The 7,434-nt window shown below is 59.4% G+C and carries 8 protein-coding genes and 1 pseudogene; all 9 read right to left on the reverse strand.

All coding sequences use genetic code 11. The features are described 5' to 3' along the window. Window positions 1-187 (reverse strand): annotated as a pseudogene (locus tag AC1D0P_RS18530) (maleylacetate reductase); the annotation flags it as partial. Further along, window positions 187-495: a Dabb family protein gene (locus AC1D0P_RS18535; RefSeq protein ID WP_477678094.1), complete on the reverse strand. Its 309-nt coding sequence runs from the start codon at window positions 493-495 to the stop codon at window positions 187-189. The pseudogene AC1D0P_RS18530 and the gene AC1D0P_RS18535, both read right to left, overlap by 1 nt. Beyond that, the gene (locus tag AC1D0P_RS18540; RefSeq protein WP_477678095.1) at window positions 492-1,394 is read right to left on the reverse strand and encodes an intradiol ring-cleavage dioxygenase; all 903 of its coding nucleotides are present in this window, start codon (window positions 1,392-1,394) and stop codon (window positions 492-494) included. Before AC1D0P_RS18540 ends, AC1D0P_RS18535 begins: the two co-directional genes overlap by 4 nt. 112 nt (window positions 1,395-1,506) lie before the next feature. Then, window positions 1,507-2,244 (reverse strand): ABC transporter ATP-binding protein, encoded by a 738-nt coding sequence (locus tag AC1D0P_RS18545; protein ID WP_477678096.1) that lies wholly within the window; start codon window positions 2,242-2,244, stop codon window positions 1,507-1,509. Continuing rightward, window positions 2,241-2,999: an ABC transporter ATP-binding protein gene (locus tag AC1D0P_RS18550; RefSeq protein ID WP_477678097.1), complete on the reverse strand. Its 759-nt coding sequence runs from the start codon at window positions 2,997-2,999 to the stop codon at window positions 2,241-2,243. The genes AC1D0P_RS18545 and AC1D0P_RS18550 overlap by 4 nt, the downstream gene beginning before the upstream one ends. After that, complete coding sequence (locus tag AC1D0P_RS18555; protein WP_477678098.1) at window positions 2,996-4,024, reverse strand: branched-chain amino acid ABC transporter permease; 1,029 nt, start codon at window positions 4,022-4,024, stop codon at window positions 2,996-2,998. Before AC1D0P_RS18555 ends, AC1D0P_RS18550 begins: the two co-directional genes overlap by 4 nt. Next, on the reverse strand, window positions 4,021-4,884 hold the full coding sequence (locus AC1D0P_RS18560; protein ID WP_477678099.1) for a branched-chain amino acid ABC transporter permease: 864 nt from the start codon (window positions 4,882-4,884) through the stop codon (window positions 4,021-4,023). The genes AC1D0P_RS18555 and AC1D0P_RS18560 overlap by 4 nt, the downstream gene beginning before the upstream one ends. Before the next feature lie 103 nt (window positions 4,885-4,987). Further along, complete coding sequence (fdhA, locus tag AC1D0P_RS18565; RefSeq protein ID WP_477678100.1) at window positions 4,988-6,190, reverse strand: formaldehyde dehydrogenase, glutathione-independent; 1,203 nt, start codon at window positions 6,188-6,190, stop codon at window positions 4,988-4,990. A 166-nt stretch (window positions 6,191-6,356) separates the two neighbouring features. Continuing rightward, the coding region (locus tag AC1D0P_RS18570; protein ID WP_477678101.1) for an ABC transporter substrate-binding protein at window positions 6,357-7,434 on the reverse strand (1,078 nt) is incomplete at its 5' end.

Below are 7,434 nucleotides of genomic sequence, written 5' to 3' on the forward strand. Positions count from 1 at the left end.
CAAAAATGCCTGCCGCCGTAGCTCCAAGTCGATGAGCCACGGCCTCGGCTTGGTAGCGCTGTTCCGGGGTGCAAAGAACGATGGCGCGTTTTGCACCAAGAAGTGCAACTTCGCGTTCGAGATGACGGAGAGCCCCGGCGCCGAAAATGACCCGCGCTGGCCTTCCGGTATAGATGWAATCGTCCATCAGGGATGCTCCACCACGTAATCCACCTGGTGGCGTGCAGTGCGCAGGTCGCCAAGAGCATCACGCACGCGCAGGTGCTCGGGGTGAATTCCATAGGCTACAAGCGCGTCCCGCGAATCGAACTCTGAAAGCAAGACTACATCGCAGGCATAGTCGACGGCACTCTCATCGAACCCTATTTCTATTCGACTCATTCCTGGGATCCTGCCGCGCAGGCCTTCAAAGGCAGTCTTGACACGCTCACGGGCGATCCGCTGCTCATCGGCTGTGTCGCCGCGCAGCTTCCACATGACGATATGCCGGATCATGGCTGCAGTCCCTTGTTCGCGCCTTGCTCCGCGGTTGCCGCGGTTCGGTGCAAAACGAAGTCATATTCCAGCGTGTAGAACGGGACGGTGGAAACCGAGCCGTCCGGCGCCGGCCCTGGCGCGTGCTTCACCCAATCGCTGATCAATGAAGACCGAACGCCAAATACGGCGTCCGAATCCAGATACGGATCCTCACTGCGAAACACATGCGTGATCAAGCGGTCGTATCCGGCGGCCTCGACCATGAAATGCAGGTGGGCTGGGCGCCACGGATGTCGCCCCACGTGAGCCAGCATCTTTCCGACGGGACCGTCGTGCGGGATGGGGTAAGGAACGGCTAATACTGATCGGAAGTCGAAGCTTCCGTCCGGCCTGCAGCGAAGCCGTGCACGTGCACGGTGCTCGTGATGCCCGGTGTATTGCACGTCGTAGAACCCGTCTGCATCCGATTGCCACACATCGATTTGCGCCTGCGCCACGGGAACACCATCCAGGCCACGAACGGTACCGCGGACGAAGCACGGTTCTCCTATGGCTCCGTTTGCGATGTCAGCGCCGTTGTCCACCAGCGGCGCGCCTTCGACGTAAAAAGGGCCGAATACCGTTGATTCGGTGCATCCCGCTGGACGCGCATTGTTCTGCGCCATTACGAGCATGGAGAGCCCAAGGGTGTCGGATAAAAGGATGAACTCCTGCCGTTTCTCGTCGGTGATGTGCCCGGCATCGGTGAGAAACTGGATCGCGGAGAACCATTCGGCCTCCGTGAGATGCACGTCGCGCGCGAACGCGTGGAGGTGTTGCACAAGCCCTGTGAGGATTGTGCGCAGTCTTTCATCCTTGCAGTTTCCAAACGATTCGATTACTGCTTGCGTGATGGTGTTTTCATCGATATTGCGCATTGCTATCTCTGTCCTAAAGTGGCTCCATTGCCCGCTCGCGCCCGCGAAGTGGGCCTGGCTTCGGTGTGGTTGGCGGCTTCGTTGATCGTTGTCGGTGCCTGGCGAGGCTCCTTCATGCTGCTTCTTCCGCTTCTGCTGCAACCGCTCTTAACGAAACGAGCGACTCGAGAAGCTTTCTGTCCTGCAACAATTCCTTGGCTGTGCCATGGTGTCGCACTCTCCCGCGGTCAAGCACGATGGCTTCATCACAAAGCTCCAACGCGTCGTCGACGTGCTGCTCGACCAGGATTAAGGTCATCCGGTCTTCTTCGCGAAGCCTCTGTATGACACGGGACAGTTCTTCGACGATGACAGGTGCCAGCCCTTCGAAAGGCTCATCGAGCAGCAGAAGGCGTGGATTGAGCATGAGCGCCCTCCCGATGGCCAGCATCTGCTGCTCACCCCCGGACAGCTGGTTGCCAAGGTTGCGCTCGCGCTCCTGCAAGCGTGGAAACAGGTCGTAGACGCGCGCCAGGGTCCATGCGCCCGGGCGCGCCGTCGCTGTCAGGTTCTCTCTCACGGTCAACGAGCGGAAGATGGCCCGTTCCTGGGGTACCCACCCGATTCCAAGCCCGGCACACGCATGCAGTACGCGATGGTCTAGCACTTTCCCATCGAACCGGATCAGTCCCCCAAAGCAGCGTGTATGCCCGAGCAAAGAGGCAATAAGCGTTGTCTTGCCAACTCCGTTTCGACCCAGCAAGGCCAGTGACTGTCCTGCTTCGAGCGACAGGGAGATGCCGTCGAGCACAACGGCATGGCCATATCCGGCGCGCAAATTCTCTATTTCAATGATCGGTGGTGAGCTCATGCCACAGCCTTTCGTCCCAGATAGACTTCCCGAACTCGCGGATCCTGCGCCACTTGCGAGGGAGTCCCTTCCATTAACATCGCACCGCCCACCAACACACTGATCCTGGTCGCAAAACGAAACACGAGGTCCATATCGTGTTCAATAAGAAGGACCGTCACGTGCTTTGGAAGGGCCGACAGGGTCGCAATCATTTCATCGCTCTCCCCCTCGGGAATACCGGCCGCCGGTTCGTCGAGCAGCAGCACCTTCGGCCCTGCCGCGAGCGCCAGTGCAATCTCCACCAGCCGCTGGCGACCATAAGGCAGTTCCCCGATGGGTGTCTCCGCAGCCTGTGTCAGGCCCAGTTCCTGAAGGGTGAAAAACGCGCTTTCAGCAGCACGCCGGCGGTTGGCCAACGGCACTACGGCGCGGGTCAGCCAACTGCTGTCTTCGGCCTGGCATGCCGCCAGCGTGACGGCCTGCAGGACAGTCAACTGCGGAAAGAGCTGACTGATTTGAAATGTGCGCGACAGTCCGTGCCGCACTCGACGATGCGGAGAAACCGACGTGATGTCTTTGCCATTGAGCCAGACCGTGCCAGAAGAGGCCTGAAGAGTTCCGGTCAACAGATTGATGAGTGTGGTCTTGCCCGCGCCGTTGGGGCCGATCAGGGCATGGCGCGCACCTTGTGCTAGGCGGAGATCAACCGACTGGGTTACCTGAAGGCCACCGAAGCTCTTGCACAAGCCGCGCGTTTCTAGAGCGTAGTTCATTGTGCTTGTTCCTTGCGCCCGCGAAATCGTGAGAACCTGCGCTGCAGGTTCTTAAGGCCACCACCCAATCCTTCAGGCAAAAAAAGCACCAAAAAAATCAGGAAGAGGCCGAGCCAGAAATTCCAGTACTCCGGGGCAGCTGCGGATAATTTTTCGTGCAGCAGGAGGTAGACTGCGGCCCCCAGAAAGCCACCCCACCCAAGACCAACGCCACCGACGATGAGAATGACGAGTATCTCTGCTGACTTTCCATAGCCCAGTATCTCGAGGCCGACGAATTGCGTGGTCTGCGAAAGCAGAGCACCTGCCACTCCTGCAATCGCGGCGCCCACGGTGTAGACGCTGATAAGCCGGCCAGTGACGTGGATGCCAATAGCTTCCGCGCGGCGCGGCTGGTCGTGCAAGGCGCGAAGCGACATCCCCCATTCGCTGCGTAGCAGCACCCGGTTGAGCATAAAGATGAGGGAGGCAACAACYAGCACGTAAAGGTAGCCCACCACGCCATAAAGGTCGAAGCGCCACACACCGAGCATCTTCCCCATGACAATACCTTGCAGGCCGTCAGCGCCTCCGGTGAGGCCAGCGGCACGATTCGCAGCTTCCAGCAAGAGCATGCTCAGCCCGAGCGTCACCATAAGACGGGAGAGATCGGAGCCACGCACCACGAGAGGCGAACACAGCAGGCCGGCGAATCCGGATATGGCGCCGGCGGCCAACAAGCCCACCAGAGGATCCTGCACGAGGTGTTTCGCGAACAAGCCGGCGGTGTATGCCCCCAGTCCAAAGAACGCTGCGTGACCGAGCGACACCAACCCTGCAACGCCGAGGATCAGATCAAGCGACAACGCCAAAATCCCCACGATCAGGATGTGCGTCAGAAGCAACAAGTAATCGCGGAGCCACCATGGCGCAGAAACTGCAATCGATGCCAGCACAAGCAGAGATACGGCTTTCACCATCGCACGGCGGCGTGGCGCCGCGGCAGGGCTTTGAGGGAGAGCCCCCAGTGTGTTGAGGTGGCTCATGCGGCCCTTCCTTTGAGACCGGCTGGAAAACTTACCAGCAGCACGACCATCAGCGTGTAAACAACAAATGCGCCCGCCTCGGGAACGTAGTATTTCCCGGCAATGTCGGCGATGCCGACCAGAAGCGAAGCATAAAGAGTTCCCAGTACCGATCCGGGCCCTCCGACTACGACGACGAGCAGGCAATACACCAGGTATTTGATGGGAAAACTCGGATCCAGGCCGAGCAAATCCACTCCCATGGCCCCACCAATACCGGCCAATGCACAGCCAATTGTGAAGACGAGCCGGAACAGCGATTGCACCGGCACACCCATGCTGGCTGCGACGCGCTGGTTGTCGACCGCCGCGCGAATCTGTGCTCCCAGGCGGGTACGTTCCAGGCAAAAGTGAACGGCCATTGCCAACAGGCCCCCAATCAGGATGAGTAGCAGCCGATAACGCGATAGCTCAAGAGGGCCGACGCTGAGTTGCCCGTGCAGAACGTCCGGTATGACGATAGTCTGCTGGTTGGCACTAAACATATAAGTCGCTACGGCCATGGCGACGAACACAAGGCCAACGGTCATGAGTACCTGCGCGAGTGGTTTGGCTCCATAGAGGCGACGGTAAAGCAGTTGCTCCAATACCAGCCCAACGCCTCCGGCCGCGACGGCTGCGCCCAGAACGGCGATTGGGAAAGGGAATGAGAGTGCGCCTGTCAGCGACACGAACACGTAACCTCCAATCATTGCGAAGGCGGGATGGGCCAGGTTGACAAAGCCCATGAGCCCCATMGTGACCGACAGCCCTATCGCCAGCAGGAACAGCAGCATTCCGTATGCCGCGCCATCAAAAAGTACGCCCAAAAAATTCAGCATCCCGTCCGTCCCCAGTTCTGCACGAGCGATGGGGAACGCACGGTGTTCGGTGCGATCCCCGGCAACCGCCGCATCCGCTCTCGCGGGTTGATGTACAGCATGGTCAGGCCGCCTTCTTGAGCAGACCATGAGGGTCGATGACAAACTTCTTTGGCGCGCCGGCGTCGAATTCGGCATAGCCCTTTGGTGCATCATCCAGTGAGATCACCTGCACCCCAACAATGTGGGCAATCTTGATGCGGTCCCACAGGATCGCTTGCATGAGCGCGCGGTTGTACTTCATGACGGGGGTCTGGCCCGTGAAGAAACTGTGAGACTTCGCCCAGCCCAACCCCAAGCGGATGCTGAGTGCGCCACGCTTCGCCGCCTGATCCACGGCCCCCGGGTCCTCGGTCACGTAAAGGCCAGGAATTCCGATCTTTCCAGCTGCGCGTGTGATTTCCATGAGGGAGTTGAGAACGGTAGCCGGCGCCTCATGCTGCGCACCGTCATGTCCGTGGCCTCGCGCCTCGAAGCCCACCGCGTCGATCGCACAATCGACCTCCGTCGTACCCAACAGTTGCTCGACCTGCTCAGCGAGACTGGCATCCTTAGACAGGTCAGCTGTCAGAAATCCCACGCTGCGCGCATGCGCCAGACGCGCTGGATTCACGTCGCCAACGATGACGGCTGCGGCGCCCAACAGTTGAGCGGACGCCGCCGCCGCCAATCCAACTGGCCCCGCACCGGCGACATAGACAGTACTTCCAGGGCCCACGCCGGCGGTGACCGCGCCATGAAAACCCGTAGGAAGAATATCGGACAAGCAAGTCAGATCCGCGATTTTTTCCAGCGCCTGCTCCCGGTCCGGAAACTTCAGAAGATTGAAGTCGGCATACGGAACCATCACGTACTCCGCCTGGCCGCCTACCCACCCGCCCATGTCGACATATCCGTAAGCCCCCCCCGCACGCGAGGGATTTACTGTCAGACAGACGCCGGTATGCTGCTCTTTACATGTGCGGCAGCGACCACAGGCCACATTGAACGGGACAGAAACAAGATCCCCTTTTTTGAGCGTCTCGACATCGCGTCCGAGCTCGATCACTTCCCCAGTGATCTCATGTCCGAGGATCAGCCCGGCAGGCGCCGTCGTGCGGCCGCGGACCATATGTTGATCCGACCCGCAGATGTTCGTAGATACAACTTTGAGGATGACACCGTGGTCAATACGCTTGCCACGGGGGTCTTCGAGTTTCGGAAAAGGAATGGACTGCACCTCGACCACGCCTTGCTTGATGTAGGCAACGCCACGATTTCCGTTCATGTCTGTTCTCCTGATAAGTTTTGGGGTTGGGCTGCCGCGGTCTGGTCGATCCCGACCGAGGCCTCATCGGCAAGCCGCTTTGAAATTTCGCATCGCGTTTACAAGCTGGCGACGCCGCCGCCGATGCTCTCGGAAGCGCGAGGTGGCGGGCTGGCGAGTTGCCGCGTTACTTCCCCGGATCCTTCACCATCTTGAATACATCAAACTCACGGTTTACGAGCTTGCCATTTACCTTTTCGACGCGGCGCACGTAGATGTCATGGACCACGTCGCGCGTCTCAGGATCGATGAGGATCGTTCCGCGAGGGCTTTCATAGGTGTAGCCCTTCGCCGCTTCGATAGTGGCATCTGGGTCAACCTTGCCGCCTTGCTTTTGTATGGCGTGGGCGATCACCTTCATCGTGTCGTAGGACGCGACGGAGAGAAAGTTGGGGAGAAATTTCCCGCCGGTGACATTGACGAAGTTCGAAATGAACTGCCGATTGACGGCGCTCTGGTGGTCAGTCGAGTAGAAACCGGTGTTGATGGCGCCGATGGCAGGATCACCCACTGCCGCGAGCGTATCGTCGTCCGCCCAGCCCTCGAGCGCCAAAATCTTGATGCCAGCCTTCGCCATTTCGCGTTCGGCGAATCCCTTCATGAAAGACACCATAGGCTCGCCGGCCGGAAGGAAGATGAACACCGCCTCTGGCTTGGCATCCTTGATGCGTTGAAGGTAAGGGGCGAACTCGCGGTTGCTGACAGGCACGCGTACGGAACCCGCCAATTCAGCGTTGAAACCCTTCTTGAACCAGGTTTCTGCATCCAAGCCGGGTCCGTAGTCCGATACGAGCGAGAAGACCTTCTTATATTTGTTCTTCGCCGCCCACTGCCCCATAGGCAGTGCCACCTGCGCGTTCGTGTAGGAGGTTCGCACGATGTAGGGAGACTTGGTAGTGACAATGGAAGTCCCAGCAAGCGGAAGGAAGAGCGGCTTCCTGGCCTCTGTTGCGACAGGGGCGGCTGCCAGCGCATCGGGGGTAAATGCGAAGCCCGCAAGGATGTCAACCTTGTCGCGAATCACCAGCTCCTGAGCAAGCCGTTTTGCGGCTTCTGCATTGGGCCCCGCATTGTCCTTGTAGATAATTTGCAGCTTTCGGCCGGAGATCGAATCGCCGTTCTCGCGCAGGAACACATTGATGCCCGCTTCGATCTGCTTTCCGTAGGCCGCGAACACGCCCGACATCGGAGCGACCACACCCACC

It is taken from the genome of Polaromonas sp. P1_G2 (genome assembly GCF_056405515.1).